The organism is Streptomyces sp. NPDC001157 (genome assembly GCF_053598255.1).
On record NZ_JBSFJW010000041.1, the window covers coordinates 33,844 to 53,656 of the forward strand.

At 69.0% G+C, this 19,813-nt stretch carries 15 protein-coding genes and 1 riboswitch; of the genes, 12 read left to right on the forward strand and 3 right to left on the reverse strand.

Going from position 1 to position 19,813, the window contains the following annotated elements; all coding sequences use genetic code 11:
• Window positions 1-52: 52 nt before the first annotated feature.
• Window positions 53-1,336 (reverse strand): extracellular solute-binding protein, encoded by a 1,284-nt coding sequence (locus ACWDAG_RS40900; RefSeq protein ID WP_450700636.1) that lies wholly within the window; start codon window positions 1,334-1,336, stop codon window positions 53-55.
• Between the two features lie 309 nt (window positions 1,337-1,645).
• Between ACWDAG_RS40900 and ACWDAG_RS40905 the strand changes: the two genes are divergently transcribed.
• The 5 genes from ACWDAG_RS40905 (at window position 1,646) to mctP (ending at window position 6,992) form a co-directional block, all read left to right on the forward strand.
• Window positions 1,646-2,410, forward strand: a complete 765-nt coding sequence (locus tag ACWDAG_RS40905; protein WP_450700637.1) for a GntR family transcriptional regulator — start codon at window positions 1,646-1,648, stop codon at window positions 2,408-2,410.
• Between the two features lie 191 nt (window positions 2,411-2,601).
• Entirely contained in the window at window positions 2,602-4,746 is a 2,145-nt protein-coding gene (locus tag ACWDAG_RS40910; protein WP_450700638.1) for a carbon starvation CstA family protein, read from the forward strand.
• The gene (locus ACWDAG_RS40915) at window positions 4,712-4,918 is read left to right on the forward strand and encodes a YbdD/YjiX family protein (protein ID WP_450700639.1); all 207 of its coding nucleotides are present in this window, start codon (window positions 4,712-4,714) and stop codon (window positions 4,916-4,918) included. Before ACWDAG_RS40910 ends, ACWDAG_RS40915 begins: the two co-directional genes overlap by 35 nt.
• A gap of 194 nt (window positions 4,919-5,112) precedes the next feature.
• Window positions 5,113-5,376: a DUF3311 domain-containing protein gene (locus tag ACWDAG_RS40920; protein ID WP_099931222.1), complete on the forward strand. Its 264-nt coding sequence runs from the start codon at window positions 5,113-5,115 to the stop codon at window positions 5,374-5,376.
• Window positions 5,373-6,992: a monocarboxylate uptake permease MctP gene (mctP, locus tag ACWDAG_RS40925; RefSeq protein WP_450700640.1), complete on the forward strand. Its 1,620-nt coding sequence runs from the start codon at window positions 5,373-5,375 to the stop codon at window positions 6,990-6,992. Before ACWDAG_RS40920 ends, mctP begins: the two co-directional genes overlap by 4 nt.
• A 64-nt stretch (window positions 6,993-7,056) precedes the next feature.
• On the opposite strand, the gene ACWDAG_RS40930 is transcribed toward mctP, so the two are convergent.
• On the reverse strand, window positions 7,057-10,446 hold the full coding sequence (locus ACWDAG_RS40930; RefSeq protein ID WP_450700641.1) for an ATP-binding protein: 3,390 nt from the start codon (window positions 10,444-10,446) through the stop codon (window positions 7,057-7,059).
• Window positions 10,447-10,727: 281 nt separating this feature from the next.
• On the opposite strand from ACWDAG_RS40930, the gene ACWDAG_RS40935 reads away from it, so the two are divergent.
• The 6 genes from ACWDAG_RS40935 to ACWDAG_RS40960 all read left to right on the forward strand — a co-directional run bounded on the left by ACWDAG_RS40935 (window position 10,728) and on the right by ACWDAG_RS40960 (window position 18,562).
• The gene (locus ACWDAG_RS40935; RefSeq protein WP_450700642.1) at window positions 10,728-11,234 is read left to right on the forward strand and encodes a GNAT family N-acetyltransferase; all 507 of its coding nucleotides are present in this window, start codon (window positions 10,728-10,730) and stop codon (window positions 11,232-11,234) included.
• A 63-nt stretch (window positions 11,235-11,297) separates the two neighbouring features.
• Window positions 11,298-11,426, forward strand: a riboswitch (cobalamin riboswitch).
• A gap of 124 nt (window positions 11,427-11,550) precedes the next feature.
• Window positions 11,551-13,917, forward strand: a complete 2,367-nt coding sequence (locus ACWDAG_RS40940) for a ribonucleoside-diphosphate reductase subunit alpha (protein WP_450700643.1) — start codon at window positions 11,551-11,553, stop codon at window positions 13,915-13,917.
• Window positions 13,917-14,984, forward strand: coding sequence for a ribonucleotide-diphosphate reductase subunit beta (locus ACWDAG_RS40945; protein ID WP_450700644.1), 1,068 nt, complete (start codon window positions 13,917-13,919; stop codon window positions 14,982-14,984). Before ACWDAG_RS40940 ends, ACWDAG_RS40945 begins: the two co-directional genes overlap by 1 nt.
• Window positions 14,985-15,011: 27 nt before the next feature.
• A complete protein-coding gene (locus tag ACWDAG_RS40950; RefSeq protein WP_450700645.1) occupies window positions 15,012-15,608 on the forward strand; it encodes a nucleotidyltransferase family protein in 597 nt (198 codons plus the stop codon).
• A gap of 262 nt (window positions 15,609-15,870) precedes the next feature.
• Window positions 15,871-17,937: a putative Ig domain-containing protein gene (locus ACWDAG_RS40955; RefSeq protein WP_450700646.1), complete on the forward strand. Its 2,067-nt coding sequence runs from the start codon at window positions 15,871-15,873 to the stop codon at window positions 17,935-17,937.
• A gap of 139 nt (window positions 17,938-18,076) precedes the next feature.
• Window positions 18,077-18,562: a hypothetical protein gene (locus ACWDAG_RS40960; protein WP_450700647.1), complete on the forward strand. Its 486-nt coding sequence runs from the start codon at window positions 18,077-18,079 to the stop codon at window positions 18,560-18,562.
• Here the strand turns inward: ACWDAG_RS40960 and ACWDAG_RS40965 are convergent.
• Window positions 18,529-18,753 (reverse strand): hypothetical protein, encoded by a 225-nt coding sequence (locus tag ACWDAG_RS40965; RefSeq protein ID WP_450700648.1) that lies wholly within the window; start codon window positions 18,751-18,753, stop codon window positions 18,529-18,531. The two genes, ACWDAG_RS40960 and ACWDAG_RS40965, sit on opposite strands and share 34 nt — an antisense overlap.
• 93 nt (window positions 18,754-18,846) lie before the next feature.
• On the opposite strand from ACWDAG_RS40965, the gene ACWDAG_RS40970 reads away from it, so the two are divergent.
• Window positions 18,847-19,809 carry a GlxA family transcriptional regulator gene (locus ACWDAG_RS40970; RefSeq protein WP_450700649.1) on the forward strand — a complete coding sequence of 321 codons (963 nt, stop codon included), beginning with the start codon at window positions 18,847-18,849 and terminating at the stop codon, window positions 19,807-19,809.
• Window positions 19,810-19,813 lie beyond the last annotated feature (4 nt).

The window sequence follows — 19,813 nt, forward strand, 5'->3', positions numbered from 1 at the left end:
CTCAGGTCGTACGGAGAGCGGGGTTCCGCCCGGGCGGAACCCCGCTTGCAGGTCACTTGGTGTTGATGACCTTGTCGATCGCGGCGTCCGCGTCCTTGGCGGCGGCCTCGACCGACTTCTTGCCGGTGCCGATGTCCTGCAGCATGGTCTGCAGGATCTGCGCCTTCTCGACCTGGCCCCAGCCGGGTGCCATCGGGACGAACCAGTTGGACTCGGCCGCGGTGGCCGGGACCGCCGTCGCGGGGTCGTTCTTCAGGGTCGCGAGGTCGGTCTTGTTGTTGGGCAGGTTGCCCTTGGCCATCAGGCCCTTCTGACCGGCGGGGCCGGTGAACGCGTCGATCCACTCGGCGGCGACGGCCTGCGCCTTGGACTTGACCGGGACGGCGAGGTCGGAGCCGCCCAGGAAGACCGGGAGGTTCTTGCCGGACGGGCCGGGGACCACGAAGTTCTCGAGGTTGTCCTTGAGCTTGCCGGTCTTGTCGTTCTTGGGGTCGGCGGAGGTCGCCCCCTCCCAGGCGGCGCCGAAGATCATGCCGGACTTGCCCTGGCCGTACACGATGTAACGGTCGGACTCGTCCTTGGTCTTGTCGCCGTGCATGTACTTGTCGACGACGTTCTTGAACTCGGTGAGGCCCTTGATCGACTCGGGCGAGGAGAGGCTGGCCTTCCACTGGCCGCCCTCCTCCTTGGCGATGGAGCCACCGGCGTCGTAGACGAAGGACATGGCCGCGTACCAGTCACGGGTGGGCTGGTACCAGGCGGAGAACTTGTTCCCCTCCTTCTTCTGCACCTTGTCGAGGTCCGCGGTGAGCTCGGCGTACGTCTTCGGCGTGGACTTGACGCCCGCCGAGGCGAAGACGTCCTTGCGCCAGTTGCCGACCCGGCCGCCCGCGTAGTACGGCACGCCGTAGGTCTTGCCGCCGTACGTCACCGAGGCCTTGAGGCCGTCCAGCCAGGCGGCGGAGTTGCTGAACTTCGCCGGGTCCAGGGGGGCGAAGGCGCCCTTGACCATGTAGCCCAGCATCTCGGTGTTGCCCATCTCGACCACGTCGGGGGCCTTGTCGGTGGCGAGGACCGCGTCCAGCTTGGTGTTCTTGTCGGGCCAGCCGTAGTACTCGTGGTTGATCTTGATACCGGGGTGCTTCTTCTGGACGGCCGCGTCGGCGGCCTTCACCAGGTTCGGCCAGTTGTTCTGGGCGTCGACGGTGAGCCAGACAGTCAGCTCCTTGGCGTCCGCGCCGCTGTTGGAAGAACCCTTGCCGTCGCTGCTGCCACACGCCGCGATGGAGACCATCATGCCCGCGATACCGATCGCGGCTATGAGCTTGCGCTTCACGCCACCCTCCTCAGGGATGCCCACACCTCCCCGCTCATGCGCCGGGACCTGAACCAATGGTGTAGACCAGTACCGGGAGCTTGGACCAGACCACGAAGCCTGTCAAGGGTCCTCGAAACGGCTCTGACCAGCCGTTATGCGAGCTACATATGCAAGAACCTTTAAGTAAGAAGGCAGCGAAATCAGCTGCGCCGGAGTACTCTCGTCCGCTAGACCACTTGGCCCTCCGTGGACTAGACCAAAAGAGCTGGCGACGGTATACAGAAGGGATCACGAAGTGACCCGCATCCGGAGCCGGGAAGGCAGAGCATGAGCAGCGACGTCAGCAGTGCGGAGACCGACGGCGGGGCAGGTGTCCGTACCGCGCGCGTGCCCAAGTACTACCGCCTGAAGAAACACCTGCTCGACATGACGGAGACGCAGTCGCCCGGCACTCCGGTACCGCCCGAGCGCACCCTCGCCGCGGAGTTCGACACCTCGCGCACGACGGTGCGACAGGCGCTGCAGGAGCTGGTCGTCGAGGGCCGCCTCGAACGCATCCAGGGCAAGGGCACCTTCGTCGCCAAGCCGAAGGTGTCCCAGGCGCTCCAACTCACCTCGTACACCGAGGACATGCGCGCCCAGGGCCTGGAACCCACCTCGCAGCTGCTGGACATCGGCTACATCACCGCAGACGACCGGCTCGCCGATCTCCTCGACATCACGGCCGGCGGCCGGGTGCTCCGGATCGAACGCCTCCGCATGGCCAACGCCGAGCCGATGGCCATCGAGACGACCCACCTGAGCGCGAAGCGCTTCCCGGCGCTGCGCCGCTCGCTGGTGAAGTACACGTCCCTCTACACCGCGTTGGCCGAGGTCTACGACGTCCATCTCGCCGAGGCCGAGGAGACCATCGAGACCTCACTGGCCACCCCGCGCGAGGCGGGCCTGCTCGGCACGGACGTGGGCCTGCCGATGCTGATGCTCTCCCGACACTCCTTCGACAAGACGGGCGAGCCGGTGGAGTGGGTGCGGTCGGTGTACCGGGGGGACCGGTACAAGTTCGTGGCGCGGCTGAAGCGCCCGGCTGACTAGGCGCACCGAAGGGGCGCGGGGCCGTGTCCGATATGCGGCTCCGCCGCGCGGGCGCGACCAGCCCCGACGGCGCCGCAGACACAAGACGGCCAACCCGCACCCCCAGCGGAGCCCTACCGCACGCGGTGTAGCGCAACTGCCGCTCCTGTTCTACGGTCCTCCCGACTCCGTCTGGACGGGAGGACCGCCTCGTGCGTACCGCGAACGTCCGCTCCATCGTCATCTGGACCCTCGTCGCCCTGGTCGGAGCGGCGGGCTGGTCCGTGCTCGCGCTCTCCCGGGGCGAGAACGTCTCGGCTGCCTGGATGGTCGCCGCCGCCCTCGGCACCTACGCGATCGCCTACCGCTTCTACGCGAAGTTCATCGCGTACAAGGTGCTCAAGGTCGACCGCACCCGGGCCACCCCCGCCGAACGCCTCGACAACGGCATCGACTTCCACCCCACCGACCGCCGCGTCCTGCTCGGCCACCACTTCGCGGCGATCGCCGGCGCCGGACCCCTGGTCGGGCCGGTGCTGGCGGCGCAGATGGGCTATCTGCCCGGCACCATCTGGATCATCGCCGGCGTCGTCTTCGCGGGCGCGGTCCAGGACATGGTCGTGCTGTTCTTCTCCACGCGCAGGGACGGGCGTTCGCTCGGCCAGATGGCCCGCGAGGAGATCGGCCCCTTCGGGGGTGCGGCCGCGCTGATCGCCGCCTTCGCCATCATGATCATCCTGCTCGGGGTGCTGGCACTGGTCATCGTCAACGCGCTCGCCGCCTCGCCGTGGGGCACCTTCTCCATCGCGATGACCATCCCCATCGCCCTGCTGATGGGCTTCTATCTGCGGGTACTTCGCCCCGGCCGGGTCGCCGAGGTCTCCCTGATCGGGGTGGCCCTGCTGCTGCTCGCGCTGGTCGCGGGCCGCTGGGTCGCCGAGTCGTCATGGGCCGACGCGTTCACCCTCGCGCCCTCGACGCTGGTCGTCTGGCTGGTGGCGTACGGCTTCATCGCCTCGATCCTGCCGGTGTGGATGCTGCTCGCGCCCCGCGACTACCTGTCCACCTTCATGAAGATCGGCACGATCGCGCTGCTCGCACTGGGCGTGGTCATCGCGCTGCCGACGCTGAAGATGGACGCGGTGACGGACTTCGCCTCGCGCGGCGACGGCCCGGTCTTCGCGGGGTCCCTGTTCCCCTTCGTCTTCATCACCATCGCCTGCGGGGCCCTGTCGGGCTTCCACTCGCTCATCTCCTCCGGTACGACGCCGAAGATGATCCAGAAGGAGACGCAGGTCCGGATGATCGGCTACGGCTCCATGCTGATGGAGTCGTCGGTCGCGATCATGGCGCTGGTCGCGGCGAGCATCATCGACCCGGGGCTGTACTTCGCGATGAACGCACCCTCCGGCGCGATCGGCACCACCGTGCAGAACGCCTCGCAGGTGGTGACCGGTTGGGGCTATCACATCTCCCCCGCCGACCTCGCCCAGGCCGCGAAGAACGTCGAGGAGTCGACCCTGCTCTCCCGTACCGGCGGCGCGCCCACGCTCGCCATCGGTGTCTCGGAGATCTTCTCCAAGGTCACCGGCGGGAGCCTGAGGGCCTTCTGGTATCACTTCGCGATCATGTTCGAGGCGCTGTTCATCCTGACCGCGCTGGACGCCGGTACGCGGGTGGGCCGGTTCATGCTCCAGGACATGCTGGGCAACGTCATCCGGCCGTTCAGGAACGTGAGTTGGAAGCCCGGCCTGGTCATCACCAGCGCGGCCGTGTGCGCGCTGTGGGGGTACTTCCTCTGGGTGGGCGTCCATGAACCCCTCGGTGGCATCAACCAGCTGTTCCCGATCTTCGGCATCTCCAACCAGCTGCTCGCCGCGGTCGCCCTGGCGGTCTGCACGACCCTGCTGGTGAAGTCGGGGCGCCTCAAGTGGGCCTGGATCACCGGGATTCCGCTGGCCTGGGACGCGACGGTGACGTTGACGGCCAGCTACCAGAAGGTGTTCTCCAGCGACCCCAAGGTCGGCTTCTTCAAGCAGCGCTCCGTGTTCCAGGACGCGATCGACGCCGGGAAGGTGCTGCCGCCCGCCAAGAACATGGACGACATGCACACCGTGGTCACCAACTCCACGGTGGACGGCGTCCTTTCAGCGGTCCTGGCGGTCCTGATCGTCGTGGTGATCGCGGACGCCCTGCGGGTCTGCGTCCGGCACATCCGCCGCCCGGCGCTCTCCTCGCTGAGCGAGTCGCCGTACGTCGAGTCGAGGATCACCGCCCCGGCGGGGCTGATCCCGACCCGCCAGGAGAAGGAGGAGGAGCGCCGTGCGGTCGTCGGTACTGCTGCGCCGGGCGATTAGGGGGCTGCGCTGGTATGTGCGGGAGCTGACGGACGAGTCGGCGTACGACCGTTATGTCGCGCATCTGCGGAAGACGCATCCGGACGCGCAGGTGCCGTCCCGGCGTGAGTTCGAGCGGATGCGGACGGACCGTCAGGAGGCGGATCCGCGCCAGGGTTTCCGCTGCTGCTGACAGCGATGTCGGCCCGATGACACACCAACGCCGGGCCTGATGTCGGGCCTTCACGGAATCGACATACCGATATCCGGACGAGGTCTTCCGCTCTCGCAACACCGTGACCTAGATTGCCTGCGCATTCCACAGGTGATCAGTACGGGTGATCACAGGTGATCGGTACAGGTGATGGGTGAGGGGACGGAGCCGGTATGTCAGATGTGTCCGAGGCGAGACCACCGGTGGTGACACCGGTCCGCGTGGTCATCGCCCTCTGTCTCGTGGCGCCCTTCGTGGCGATGCTCTGGGTCGGCTCCTACGCCAAGACGGACCCGGCGCTCGGCGGCATCCCGTTCTTCTACTGGTACCAGATGCTGTGGGTGCTGATCTCCACGGCGCTGACGATGACGGCGTACAAGCTGTGGCAGCGTGACCAGCGCGCCCGCGCCGCACAGAAGGGCGGTGCGCCGGAATGAACAACGGCGTGAACGGCGTCGCGCTCGGCGTCTTCATCTTCTTCTTCCTGGCCGTCACGGTCATGGGCTTCCTGGCCGCGCGCTGGCGCAAGGCCGAGAACGAGCAGAGCCTCGACGAATGGGGCCTGGGCGGACGGTCGTTCGGTACCTGGATCACCTGGTTCCTGCTCGGCGGTGACCTGTACACGGCGTACACCTTCGTCGCCGTACCCGCGGCGATCTACGCGGCGGGCGCGGCCGGCTTCTTCGCCGTGCCGTACACGATCCTGGTGTACCCGCTGATCTTCACCTTCCTGCCCCGCCTTTGGTCGGTCTCGCACCGGCACGGATACGTGACCACGTCGGACTTCGTGCGCGGCCGCTTCGGCTCGAAGGGCCTGTCGCTGGCAGTGGCCGTGACCGGCATCCTGGCGACGATGCCGTACATCGCCCTGCAACTGGTGGGCATCCAGGCCGTCCTCGACGTCATGGGCGTCGGCGGCAGCGCGGACTCCAACTGGTTCATGAAGGACCTGCCGCTGCTGATCGCCTTCGGCGTGCTGGCGGCCTACACGTACTCCTCGGGCCTGCGCGCCCCCGCACTGATCGCGTTCGTGAAGGACGCGCTGATCTACATCGTCATCGCCGTCGCGATCATCTACATCCCGATCAAGCTGGGCGGGTTCGACGAGATCTTCTCCAAGGCGGGCGGGAAGTACGCGGCGGCGGGCGCGGGCGGACTCGTCCCGGCCGCGGCGAACCAGTGGACGTACGCCACGCTGGCGTTGGGCTCCGCGCTCGCGCTCTTCATGTACCCGCACTCCATCACGGCGACCCTCTCCTCCAAGAGCCGTGACGTGATCCGCCGCAACACCACGATCCTTCCGCTGTACTCCCTGATGCTGGGCCTGCTCGCACTGCTGGGCTTCATGGCGATCGCGGCCGGTGTCAAGGTCACCAACGGGCAGCTGGCCATCCCGCAGCTGTTCGAGAACATGTTCCCGAGCTGGTTCGCGGGCGTGGCCTTCGCGGCGATCGGCATCGGTGCTCTCGTCCCCGCGGCGATCATGTCCATCGCGGCCGCGAACCTCTTCACCCGCAACATCTACAAGGACTTCATCAAGCCGAACGCCACGGCCGAGCAGGAGACCAAGGTCTCCAAGCTGGTCTCGCTGCTGGTGAAGGTGGGCGCGCTGGTCTTCGTCCTGACGATGGACAAGACGGTGGCCATCAACTTCCAGCTGCTGGGCGGCATCTGGATCCTGCAGACCTTCCCGGCCCTGGTCGGCGGCCTGTTCACGCGCTGGTTCCACCGCTGGGCGCTGCTCGCGGGCTGGGCGGTCGGCATGGTCTACGGCACGGTCGCCGCGTACGGCGTCGCGTCCCCGACCAACCCCGGCCAGAAGCACTTCGGCGGCTCCAACGCGAACATCCCGGGCCTCGGCGAGATGGGCTACATCGGTCTGACGGCGTTCGTCCTGAACGCCGTGGCGGCGGTGGTGCTCACCTTCGTCCTGAAGGCGCTGAAGGCCCCTGAGGGCGTCGACGAGACGAAGCCGCAGGACTACACGGCGGACGCGGGCGACCCGGGCGTCCAGGTGGAGCTCCCGCCGGCGACCGCGGGCGCGTCCCACTGACGGTTACGGCGATCGGCGGGCCGTCGGAGAAATCCGGCGGCCCGTTGTCGTACCCGCACGGCGGTCAGTCCCTCGTGCGCTTGGCCATCTCGCCCCAGAACCGGTCCAGTTCCCGCACCCGCATGCCCACCCAGTGCGGGGTCTTCCTGCGCAGGCCGCGGGGAAAGAGGCGGCGCACCCGCCCGGGCAGCAGGGCCTGCTGCTGGCGGCAGAACGGCTCACGGATCTCTCCCCGGGGGACACAGCCCCGGGGCGGGTACGGGCAGAGCTGGAACTTGCAGTCGGGCAGACAGGTGCTGCCGGGGGTGGGCGGCACCGAGGTACCGGCCTGCAGATCGGGCCGCAGCGGGTAGCGGTTCGTACGGATGCAGGGCGGGAGCGGCATGCCGTGCGGCTCCGCGCGGGCCAGGCGCTCCTCGACCTCGTCGGGGTGTCCATCGCGTTCGATGAGGTTCAGCATGACCAGAATGTCGGCGACGAGGTACTGGGCTCGCGCGTCGAGGGTGCTCCAGCCCACGGAGGGCGGGATCCAGAGGTTGTGCTTGCGATACCCGGCGGGGTTGCCGTTGCGGGAGCCGATGTTGTCCGCCACGCCCTTCTCGTCGACCCAGAGGAAACGCTCGGGCTGCCCGGTCTCCAGGGCCAGGGCCACCAGGTCGGCCGCCTCGGCGACGAACGGATGGACCAGCGGCCGGGCCGGCACGCCGTTCGCGCCGGGAGCACGGTTCACCGTGCCGGCCGTCGACAGCCAACGCTGCACGGTCTGCACCGCGGTCGCTTCGCCGATCGCCCGCGACGGCTCGCGTGCCCCGACGGGGCCCCCGTCCCGCTCACGGACGCCGACGCTGTCCGGGAGCTCCCAAAGGCCCAGCGCTTGAACCAGGCTGAGCTGCGCGTACCAGCACCGGGACTGCTGCAGCACGGTCTCCGCCAGCCGGATCAGGTCGGCGCGGTTGCCCGAGTGAGCGTCAGGGTGGCGTTTGCGCCGGTTGGCGGCGTACTTGAAACCCTGGGCCAACGCGGCCTCCAGGGCGAGCGGGAGGTCCGGGGTGCCACCGGTGTATTTCGGGTCGAGGTGGCGCAGCCACTTGACGATGCGTTCCTGGGTCTCGTCGCGGTGGTCCTCGTCGACGGAGCCGAGGAGCATGGGGAGCATCCAGGCCCGCATCACGAACTCCCGGAACAGAGCAACCCTTTTGTCGCGGTACTTTCTGTTGAGGATCCTTCGTCTGCTTTGCAACTCTTTGATGCGTTCGGCCGACACAGCCCGTGAGGGCCCGCGGGCGGCTCTCGCCTGCCCCATCTCCACGGCCCACATCGCCAACCGCTGCCCCTTCCCGGCTTTCAGGGCACTGACCTTGGCGTCGTACTCCTTCACGGGGTCGCTGTTGAACCCACTCCGCTCGCGGAGCATGCCGAACGCGGCATTGCCGCCGGTGCCGATCTCCTGGGCGACGGCCAGGCGTAGCGGGTAGGAAGGCTCCGCGATGCCCACCTCGAAGAGCTTCTCGTACAGCGGCACGGTGTCCGTTCTGTCGGAGACGGCCCGCAGTGCCGCGCCGAGCCGCCTGACCAGCCTGAGCTTCGCGTCCTCGAGGCTGCGTCGGTCCCCCTTGACGCGGGGCCAGCCTTCGCGCACCTTGGCGACGATGTCCTCCAGCAGTCTCGGGTTCTCCTCCACACTCTCGATCTCTATGGCCGCGGCATAGAGATCCAGGGCCTTCGGATCCTCCGTGCGGAGGTTCGCGGCCACGAAGAGCCGGTGGGCCAGAGTGCGCCCCCGCACAGGTGACTGCCGCACCAACTCCCCGAGCCCCTTCTTCACTTCGGCCTGAATGCTGCCGCCCGTGGCCGTCAGCTCTGCCGCCCGCCGACGGGACAGCAGCACCAGAGCGATGAGCAGTTCCCGGCTGGGCCCGCGCGGCTGCAGTGCCTGCTCGACCAGCTCTCCACCGCCTCGCTCCCCAAGGTGGTGCAGTACGCGGAAGCCGAAGTAGGCCTGAAGGATGCTGTGCGGGAAACGGACCTTCTTCTCGGAGCCCTCCACCAGCCTGAGCCTGTGCGCGTTGCCCACGATCCGGGCGAGCACGGCGTGGCACTGGTCCGCGTTCCCTTCACGCAGACGCCTGCCCTCCTCGGCGCCCAGCCTGTCGCAGAGCGTGTTCCATATCCGCCGTCGGTGCCACTCGGACAAGGCGTTCTGGCGCTTGCCGTACCGGTCGAAGCGGCGGCTCCTCGTCCACATGTGCTCCGCCCAGGTTCTCGCGTGCCGCGCCGTACCGGGATGCACGTCCTGGTCGAGCAATTCGTCGAAGCCGACCTCCAGTTCGTCCTGGAGCAGTCCGATGCACGCCAGGGCGGAGACCACTTCGACGGTGTCCCGGCGCTCCTTCGATGTCAGCGCCACCTCCTCGCGCAGTCGGCCCTCGCACAGGGCCTGATCCCACTTCTCCAGGAGCCACAGCCGGAGCGTGCTGCGATCCCGGCTGCGAGTGTCCAGCCGCTGGGGATCGTCGCGCGGACGGTCACGCTCCAGGGCGCCCAGGCAGTGCAGTTCGCGCGCAATCTGCAGGTAGATGGGAGATTCGGTCACCTCCGCCGTCTCCACGATCCAGTCCACCCGGCGCTCGTCCGTGCCCGGTACCTGCCCTTCGAGGAACCGGAGGGCCTCCTCCTCGCTCAGCGGTTCCAGCTCGACGATCGCGGCGGGGGTGCTCTCCAGCGGACTGTGCGGCCGGGAGGCGATGACCAGGGGCAGCTTCTCGTCATAGGCGCGCTGGATGGCCTGGCGGATGATGTTGTCGCGGTGCTGCTGGAGATCGCCGTCGAGGAGCGCCTCTTCCAACCCGTCGGCTATCACCACCGGCTTGTCGTCGGCCAGCAGTTGCTGCCAGACCCGCTCGGTCTTGCCGCGCGCCAGAATGCCCTGGGGCGCCTCGTCTGCGAAGCGCTGCTTGGCCATGCGCTCGAAGTTGAGGTCACTCCCGCCGTCCGCGTCCCTCAGCCTGATCGGCACAGGCACGGCGTTCAGCCGGGCGAGCAGTTCGGTGAGCCGTACGAGGACGGCGGTCTTGCCCGCGCCGACGCCTCCGACGAGGAGATAGGGCCTGCGTGTGTCGCGCTCCCGCAGCCGTTCGGCGATGACCTGGACAACCTCCTCGCGGCCGACGATCTCGGCGGCGTCCTGCCCGGCGGTGGGCATCAGTCCCCGGGGATCCCCACGCGCCTTCGCCAGGTAACGCCGCTTGGTCCAGCTGTACCACCAGAACAGGAAGAGCGCGGCGGCGAGCGAAGCGGTGAGCACGGGACCCACGAACATCTGGACGGCGTCGAACCCCTTGCTCTGGCGCAGGTGCTCGAACCCGGTCGACGTATGCGCGAACCAGATGTACACACCCTCCCCGCACCAGGCGAGGACCGCGAGCAGGGCGGTCAGCCAGACGATCCTGGTCACGTTGGCGTAGGAGAACCATCTGCGCCATTTCCTGGGGCGGGCGGTGCCCCCGCGGGTCTCCGGACGCAACGCCCTTCGTGGCCACGTCCTGCTGGGCGGGTGACGGGTGACCGACATCGTGCGTTCTCCCTCCGAGAGCGGTTCTCGGGATTGGAGGCCCACGCCGACGCCTGCACCTCCTTCCATTGGAAGCACTCCCCCAACACCCCGCAACCCGGGTCATGACACCCCTGTGGAAAACCGGAGGCCCGTTGTCCTACCCGTCCGGCAGACTCGGTGCCATGGACATCGTGATCCGGCAGGCGGAGCCCGGCGAGTACGAGACCCTCGGCGAGATCACCGCCCAGGCCTACCTCGGCGACGGCCTGCTCGACTTCGCCGGCAGCGACTGGTACCTCGGCGAGCTGAAGGACGTCGCCAAGCGGGCGGCCCACGCGCAGGTCCTGGTCGCCGTGGAGCGCGACCGCGTCCTCGGGGGCGTGACCTTCGTGCCGTCCGGCGGTCCCCTGTCCGAGATAGCCGGGCCCTCGGAGAGCGAGATACGGATGCTCGCCGTCGCCCCGGCCGCCCGCGGCCGTGGCATCGGCGAGGCCCTCGTACGCGCCTGCATCGACCGGTCCAGGGCCACGGCCGGCCGCACCGGCCTCGTCCTGTCGACCCAGGGCTCGATGCGTGCCGCCCACAGGATCTACGAGCGCCTCGGCTTCGTCCGCGTCCCCGAGCGCGACTGGCATCCGATTCCGGGGAACGAGGACATCCTGCTGCTCACCTATGAGTTGACGCTCTGACACGCTCCGAAGTCACCGGCGACACAACATATGGGGGTGCTCCCCCAGCCCGGCACAAGATGTATGCTCATGCTCGCTGTCGCCGCAGGGGAATCCGGTGTGAGTCCGGAACTGTCCCGCAACGGTGTACCCATGCGTGTTCGCACACATATGGGCGTCAGTCCGAGGACCTGCCGACAGTGCGCCCGGCCCATCCGGCCCGGGTGCCTTGACGTCCGGGCCTCGTGGAGTGGGCCGGTGGACGCGACGCCGTGCGCGCTCGTGACTGCCCCCTGCCCTCCGCAAGGCCCCCGTGCCGAGCGAGGGAGAGCCTCACGTGACCATCGCGCCAGCAGACCCGGTTTCAGCCAGCACCGCCGTGGCCGACGACGGCCTGGGAGCCGCGCTGCTGCGGACCCTGACCGAGCTGACCGCCGACCTCCCCGACGCCGACCCCGGCCGGGTCGCCGCCGCCGCGCTGCGCGGCCGGTCCGCCCGGGCGGACGAGACGGAGCTGCGTGAACTGGCCACCGAGGCGGCCGCCGGCCTCATCTCGGAGGACCCCGCGTACAGCAGGCTGGCCGCCCGGCTGCTCACGATCAGCATCGCCGCTGAGGCCGCCTCGCAGGGCGTCACGTCCTTCACGGAGTCGGTCGCCGTCGGCCACCGCGAGGGGCTGATCGCCGACCGTACGGCGGAGTTCGTGCGTGTCCACGCGGCCCGCCTCGACGCGCTCGTCGACCCCCAGGGCGACGACCGTTTCGGCTACTTCGGCCTGCGCACGCTCCACAGCCGCTATCTGCTCCGGCACCCGATCACCCGCAGCGTGATCGAGACCCCGCAGCACTTCATGCTGCGGGTCGCGAGCGGCCTCGCCGAGGACGACACCAGCCGGGCGCTGGACGAAGTCGCCGCGCTCTACGGCCTGATGAGCCGCCTCGACTACCTCCCGTCCTCCCCCACCCTCTTCAACTCCGGCACCCGGCACCCCCAGATGTCGTCCTGCTACCTCCTCGACTCCCCGCTGGACGAGCTGGACTCCATCTACGACCGCTACCACCAGGTGGCCCGCCTCTCGAAGCACGCCGGCGGCATCGGACTGTCGTACTCCCGCATCCGCGGCCGCGGTTCGCTGATCCGCGGCACCAACGGCCACTCCAACGGCATCGTGCCGTTCCTCAAGACCCTCGACGCCTCGGTCGCCGCCGTGAACCAGGGCGGCAGGCGCAAGGGCGCGGCGGCCGTCTACCTGGAGACCTGGCACTCCGACATCGAGGAGTTCCTGGAGCTGCGCGACAACACCGGCGAGGACGCCCGCCGTACGCACAACCTGAACCTCGCGCACTGGGTCCCGGACGAGTTCATGCGCCGGGTCAACGCCGACGAGCAGTGGAGCCTCTTCTCCCCCGCCGACGTACCCGAGTTGGTGGACCTGTGGGGCGAGGAGTTCGACGCCGCCTACCGGAAGGCCGAGGCGGAGGGGCTGGCCCGCAAGACCATCCCCGCCCGCGATCTCTACGGCCGCATGATGCGCACCCTCGCCCAGACCGGCAACGGCTGGATGACGTTCAAGGACGCCGCCAACCGCACCGCCAACCAGACGGCCGAGCCGGGCCATGTCGTCCACTCCTCCAACCTCTGCACGGAGATCCTGGAGGTCACGGACGACGGCGAGACGGCGGTCTGCAACCTGGGGTCGGTCAACCTCGGGGCGTTCGTGGCCGGTCAGGACATCGACTGGGAACGGCTGGACGAGACGGTCCGCACGGCGGTGACCTTCCTGGACCGCGTGGTCGACATCAACTTCTACCCGACCGAGCAGGCGGGCCGGTCGAACGCCCGCTGGCGCCCCGTTGGCCTGGGCGCGATGGGCCTCCAGGACGTCTTCTTCAAGCTCCGCCTGCCCTTCGACTCACCGGAGGCGAAGGCCCTGTCCACCCGTATCGCCGAGCGCATCATGCTCGCCGCGTACGAGGCCTCGGCCGACCTCGCCGAGCGGAGCGGCCCGCTGCCGGCCTGGGAGAAGACCCGTACGGCCCGCGGCGTCCTGCACCCCGACCACTACGACACCGAACTCACCTGGCCGGAGCGCTGGGCAGCCCTCCGGGAGCGCATCGCGACCGTCGGCATGCGCAACTCGCTCCTCCTCGCGATCGCCCCCACCGCCACCATCGCGTCGATCGCGGGCGTGTACGAGTGCATCGAGCCGCAGGTCTCCAACCTCTTCAAGCGCGAGACGCTGTCCGGTGAATTCCTGCAGGTCAACTCGTACTTGGTGAAGGACCTCAAGGAGCTGGGCGTCTGGGACGCCCGCACCCGCGAGGCGCTGCGCGAGGCGAACGGCTCGGTGCAGGACTTCGCCTGGATCCCGGCCGATGTACGCGCCCTGTACCGCACGGCGTGGGAGATCCCGCAGCGCGGCCTGATCGACATGGCCGCGGCCCGCACCCCGTATCTGGACCAGTCCCAGTCCCTGAACCTGTTCCTGGAGACGCCGACCATCGGCAAGCTCTCCTCGATGTACGCGTACGCCTGGAAGCAGGGCCTGAAGACGACGTACTACCTGCGCTCCCGCCCGGCGACGCGGATCGCCCGAGCCGCGCAGGCCCAGCCTGAAAAGACGATCCCCGTGCAGCAAGCAGCCGACCCCGAAGCGGTCGCCTGCTCCCTGGAAAACCCCGAGTCCTGCGAGGCCTGCCAGTAATGACCGCCCACCCGTCGCCCGACCACCACCCCTCAACGACGGCGCTGCGCGCCGGCACCTCCCGATCCCAGAACCTGCTCGACCCGGGCTTCGAACTGACCCTGCGCCCCATGCGCTACCCGGACTTCTACGAGCGCTACCGGGACGCCATCAAGAACACCTGGACCGTGGAGGAGGTCGACCTCCACTCGGACGTGGCCGACCTCGCCAAGCTCACGCCCGCCGAGCAGCACCTGATCGGCCGCCTGGTCGCGTTCTTCGCGACGGGTGACTCGATCGTGGCGAACAACCTGGTGCTGACCCTGTACAAGCACATCAACTCCCCCGAGGCACGGCTCTACCTGAGCCGCCAGCTGTTCGAGGAGGCAGTCCACGTCCAGTTCTATCTGACCCTCCTGGACACCTACCTCCCCGACCCGGAGGACCGCGCCGCGGCCTTCGCGGCCGTCGAGAACATCCCCTCGATCCGCGAGAAGGCCCAGTTCTGCTTCAAGTGGATGGACTCGGTCGATTCGCTCGACCGCCTGGAGTCCAAGGCCGACCGCCGCCGCTTCCTGCTCAACCTGATCTGCTTCGCCGCCTGCATCGAGGGCCTGTTCTTCTACGGTGCCTTCGCGTACGTCTACTGGTTCCGCAGCCGGGGTCTGCTGCACGGCCTGGCGACCGGCACCAACTGGGTCTTCCGCGACGAGACGATGCACATGTCCTTCGCGTTCGACGTGGTCGACACGGTCCGCAAGGAGGAGCCGGAGCTCTTCGACGACCAGCTGCAGCAGCAGGTCACGGACATGCTGCGGGAAGCCGTGGAGGCCGAGCTGCAGTTCGGCCGCGACCTGTGCGGGGACGGTCTGCCCGGCATGAACACCGAGTCGATGCGCCAGTACCTGGAGTGCGTCGCCGACCAGCGCCTCACCCGCCTCGGCTTCGCCCCGGTGTACGGCTCCGAGAACCCCTTCTCCTTCATGGAGTTGCAGGGTGTCCAGGAACTGACCAACTTCTTCGAGCGGCGGCCTTCGGCGTACCAGGTGGCGGTCGAGGGGACGGTCGACCTGGACGAGGACTTCTGACGGCCCCGGCTGTGATATGCCGGGAGGGTGATCAGCCGCCTCCCCTTGGATGACCAACTCGACTCCCTGCGTGCGGTGTTGTCCCGCAACAGCGTTCTGACCGAGGTGCTGGAGCGGACCGCGACGATGGCGCTGCCCGGCTGGTATCTCACCGCCGGGTGCCTCTTCCAGACCGTCTGGAACGTCGTCACCGACCGTCCGCCCACCGCCGGCATCAAGGACTACGACGTCTTCTACTTCGACGCCGGCGACCTGTCCTGGGAGGCCGAGGATGCCGTGATCAAGGCCGGCCGGGAGATCTTCGCGGATCTCCCGGCCGAGGTCGAGATCCGCAACGAGGCGCGCGTGCACCTGTGGTACGAGGACAGGTTCGGGGTGCCGTGCCCGCCGTACGAGTCGAGCGAGGCGGCGATCGACAGCTTCGCCGCCACGACCTGCTGCCTGGGTGTACGGCTGGAGCCTGACGGCCGGTGGCGGGTCTACGCACCGCACGGCCTCTCCGACGTCTTCAACCTCGTCCTGCGGCCCAACCCCGTACTCGCACCACGTTCCGTATACGAAGCCAAGTCGGCGCGCTGGCTGACGCAGTGGCCGGAGCTGACCGTGCTGGACTGGCCTGGCTGAAACTTGTCCATGGCGCGTCCATCGGACGGCCATGGACCTCCCACGGGGCGGCAAAGTTCTTCCGGCCCATCTGTTCCGGGCTTCTCGCCGCCCGCTACTTTCTGGCCGTCCTGTCATGCCACGCACAACCGCACCACAACGGCATCACCGGACGCTCAATGTGTCATGCCCATGACGGCATCGCGCACCGCCGCCGCTACGCGCGTCACAGGCCTGCCACCAGCGTCGAGAACCCCACTCCAACGACGGAGGCAGTACCCCCATGCGTCAGACACGCAGCGGAAAGCCCAGACGGAGCATGCGAAGACTCCTCGCCGTAGCCGTCCCCGCCCTCGCACTCGGCCTCGCCGGACTCGTCGCGGCACCCGCGCACGCCCAGCCCGTGGCGTCCGCGGCCTCGCACACCACCCGGGTCACCCAGAACGCCAAGGCCCTCACCTCCCCCGAGCGCCAGACGTTCCACTCGACCGGCAAGGCCGGCCAGAAGGTGCCGACCCAGCACCTGTGCGCCACCGCCGCCCCGGGCCACGCGTCCTGCTTCGCCCAGCGCCGCACCGACATCAAGCAGCGGCTGGCCTCCGCGGTCGCCGCCGCCGCACCCTCCGGCCTCAGCCCGGCCAACCTGCACAGCGCCTACAACCTGCCGTCGACGGGCGGCTCGGGCCTGACCGTTGCCGTGGTGGACGCCTACAACGACCCCAACGCCGAGTCGGACCTCGCCACTTACCGCTCGACGTACGGCCTGTCCTCCTGCACCAAGGCCAACGGCTGCTTCAAGCAGGTCAGCCAGACCGGTTCCACGACCTCGCTGCCCACCAACGACACCGGCTGGGCGGGTGAGGAGGCGCTGGACCTCGACATGGTCAGCGCCGTCTGCCCGAACTGCAACATCATCCTCGTCGAGGCGAACTCCGCGAACGACACCGACCTCGGCATCGCCGAGAACGAGGCCGTGTCGCTCGGCGCGAAGTTCGTCTCCAACAGCTGGGGCGGCTCCGAGTCCTCCTCCCAGACCAGCGAGGACACCTCGTACTTCAAGCACCCGGGTGTCGCGATCACCGTCTCCGCCGGTGACTCCGCCTACGGCGCCGAGTACCCCGCGACCTCGCAGTACGTGACGGCGGTCGGCGGTACGGCGCTGTCCACGTCCTCCAACTCCCGCGGCTGGACCGAGTCGGTGTGGCACACCAGCTCCACCGAGGGCACCGGCTCCGGCTGCTCCGCGTACGACCCGAAGCCGAGCTGGCAGACGGACACCGGCTGCAGCAAGCGCATGGAGGCCGACGTCTCAGCGGTCGCCGACCCGGCCACCGGCGTGGCGGTCTACGACACCTACGGCGGCTCCGGCTGGGCGGTCTACGGCGGCACCAGCGCCTCGGCGCCGATCATCGCCGGCGTGTACGCGCTGGCCGGCACCCCCGGCTCCAGCGACTACCCGGCGAAGTACCCGTACTCTCACACCAGCAACCTGTACGACGTCACCAGCGGCAACAACGGCTCCTGCTCGACGTCCTACTTCTGCACCGCCAGGACCGGCTACGACGGCCCGACCGGCTGGGGCACCCCGAACGGCACCACCGCCTTCACCTCGGGCAGCACCTCCGGCAACACGGTGACCGTCACCAACCCGGGCAGCCAGTCGACGACGACCGGCAGCTCGGTCAGCCTGCAGATCAGCGCAAGCGACAGCGCGGGCGCGGCTCTCACCTACAGCGCGAGCGGCCTGCCGACCGGACTGTCGATCAGCAGCTCCAGCGGCCTGATCTCCGGTACGGCGTCCACCGCGGGCACCTACCAGGTCACCGTCACCGCCAAGGACTCGACCGGCGCCTCCGGCTCGACCTCCTTCAGCTGGACCGTCGGTTCCAGCGGCGGCACCTGCACCTCCTCGCAGCTGCTGGGCAACCCCGGCTTCGAGTCGGGCAACACCACCTGGACCGCGTCCAGCGGTGTCATCACCAACGACAGCGGTGAGTCGGCGCACGGCGGTTCGTACTACGCCTGGCTGGACGGCTACGGCTCCTCGCACACCGACACGCTGTCCCAGTCGGTGACCGTGCCGAGCGGCTGCAAGGCGACCTTCACCTTCTACCTGCACATCGACACCGCGGAGACCGGCAGCACCGCGTACGACAAGCTGACGGTCAGCGCCGGTTCGACCACCCTGGCGACGTACTCGAACGTCAACGCCGCCTCCGGGTACGCCCAGAAGTCCATCGACTTGTCCTCGTACGCCGGTTCCACCGTCACCCTGAAGTTCAGCGGTGTCGAGGACTCCTCGCTCCAGACCAGCTTCGTCCTCGACGACACCGCCGTCACGACCAGCTGATCCCGATCGATCCTGTTTGACCCCGGGCCCCGGTCGCCGCCTTCGCGGCCGGGGCTCAGATGGGGGTCCCCCAGGCGTTTAGCACTGGGGGCGGATCCGGACGCAGGGCTCACACGTCACAGGAGAGAGGAGGCCCCCCATGCGCCGAACGATCCGCCACACGACCCTCGCCCTCGCGGCACTCACCCTCGCCCTGGCCGGCTGCGGCAACCAGACCGACAGCGGCAAGGGCGGCGACAGCAGCAGCGTGTCGTCCTCCCCCACCCCCAAGAAGAGCCCGCCGGCCAGCCCGGCTCCCAGCCCCCCAGGCGGCTGTACGACGGCGTCGACGCTCAGTGCCGCCGACAGCGGCCGCACGGTCTGTCTGGCGGTGGGCGACATCGTCCGAATCAGTCTGGACGGAACCGCGAAGCGGCCCTGGAAGCCGGTCACCGCGAGCGGCTCCGTCCTGGAGGCCGCCAACAGCGGCTTCGTCCTGCAGCCCGGCGACGCGAGCGCCGCCTTCAAGGCCGTGGCGGACGGGAAGACCCGGCTGGAGTCCTCGCGGCCGCTGTGCGCCGCCCAGACCGGCCGGGTCTCGTGCCTGGGGATTCAGGAGTGGTGGGTCACCGTGGTGGTGAAGTAGCGCTGCCGGCGGGCGGGACGCCCGGCGGGAGCGCGGCCCTCGGCCTCCCGGCGGGCCTGCTCGGCCTCGCGGATCTGCCGGTCGATGCGCCGGTCGCGCGCGATACCGAGCACCGACGGGAGGACCAGGAGAGCGAGGAGGGCGAGAACGGTCAGCATTCCGATCAGTCCTTCGAGGTGTGCCGTATCCATGGACACCACTGTCGCGCCGATAGCTCCTGACAAACAGTGGCAGGACTGCCGTAGACCCTCGAAATACTGCCAAGGGCGAGGCACACTGGTGGCATGCTGCAGAACGTCGCCGCCGTCGTCCTGGACGGCGTGAACCCCTTTGAACTGGCCGTCGTCTGCGAGGTGTTCGGCATCGACCGCAGTGACGACGGACTGCCCGTCTACGACTTCGCCGTCGCCTCGGCCGAGGGTCCGGTGCTGAGCACCCGCGCGGGCTTCTCCATGAACGTCGAGCACGGCCTGGAGCGGCTGGAGGAGGCCGACCTCATCGCCGTGCCGGCCGGCGCCTGTTTCGAGACCCGGGAGTTCCCGCCCGAGCTCCTTGACGCGCTGCGGCGCGCGGCCGACCGGGGCGCCCGCATCCTCAGCGTCTGCTCCGGCGTCTTCGTGGTCGCGGCGGCCGGGCTGCTCGACGGCCGGCGCTGCGCCGTGCACTGGCACCACGCGGAGGAACTGGCGCGGGCGTACCCGCAGCTGACGGTCGAACCCGACGTCCTGTACGTGGACGAGGACCCGGTGATCACCTCGGCGGGCACCGCCGCCGGCATCGACGCCTGTCTGCACATCGTGCGCAAGGAGCAGGGCCCGGAGGTCGCCAACAAGATCGCCCGGCGCATGGTGGTGCCGCCGCACCGGGACGGCGGGCAGGCCCAGTACATCGAGCGCCCGCTGCCCCGCTCGCACGGCGACACGGTCGCCGAGGTGCTGGTGTGGATGGAGCGACACCTCGACGAGGAGGTCACGGTCGAGCAGCTCGCCGAGCGTGCCCACATGTCGCCGCGCACCTTCGCCCGCCGCTTCCAGCAGGAGACGGGGACGACTCCCTACCGCTGGATCCTGCGGCAACGCGTGCTGCTGGCCCAGCGGTTGCTGGAGGGGACGGACGAGACGGTGGACGCGATCGCGGGCCGGGCGGGCTTCGGCAACGCGGCCGCGCTGCGCCACCAGTTCGTCCAGGCCATCGGAACGACTCCGAACGCCTACCGCCGCACGTTCAGGGGACCCGAAGCGGCCTGACGGC